This window comes from Psychrobacter sp. TB20-MNA-CIBAN-0197 (assembly GCF_040309765.1).
In the GTDB taxonomy this organism is placed as follows: Bacteria; Pseudomonadota; Gammaproteobacteria; order Pseudomonadales; family Moraxellaceae; genus Psychrobacter; species Psychrobacter submarinus.
In genome coordinates this window covers 1-275 of sequence record NZ_JBEOPC010000537.1, presented here as the reverse complement: position 1 = coordinate 275, position 275 = coordinate 1, and the positions used below count along the sequence as shown (strand labels likewise).

General features: G+C 66.2%; 1 protein-coding gene. It reads left to right on the top strand.

Translation table 11 applies throughout. From position 1 onward, the window contains the following. Positions 1–275, top strand: a 275-nt coding sequence (locus AAEY83_RS14850; protein ID WP_351060087.1) for an SDR family oxidoreductase, incomplete at both ends; no start/stop codon positions are given.

Genomic DNA, 275 nt, shown 5'->3' with positions numbered 1-275 from the left:
CATGCCCTTCGGCGGTGGCGGCGTGTACGCGATGAGCAAATCGGCACTGGTCGGCCTGACCAAAGGCCTGGCCCGCGACCTCGGCCCACGAGGCATCACCATCAACAACGTGCAACCTGGCCCGGTCGACACCGACATGAACCCGGCCCATGGCGAATTCGCCGACAGCCTGATCCCGCTGATGGCCGTCGGTCGTTACGGCACCGCCGAAGAAATCGCCAGCTTCGTCGCCTACCTGGCCGGACCGGAAGCCGGTTACATCACCGGTGCCAGCC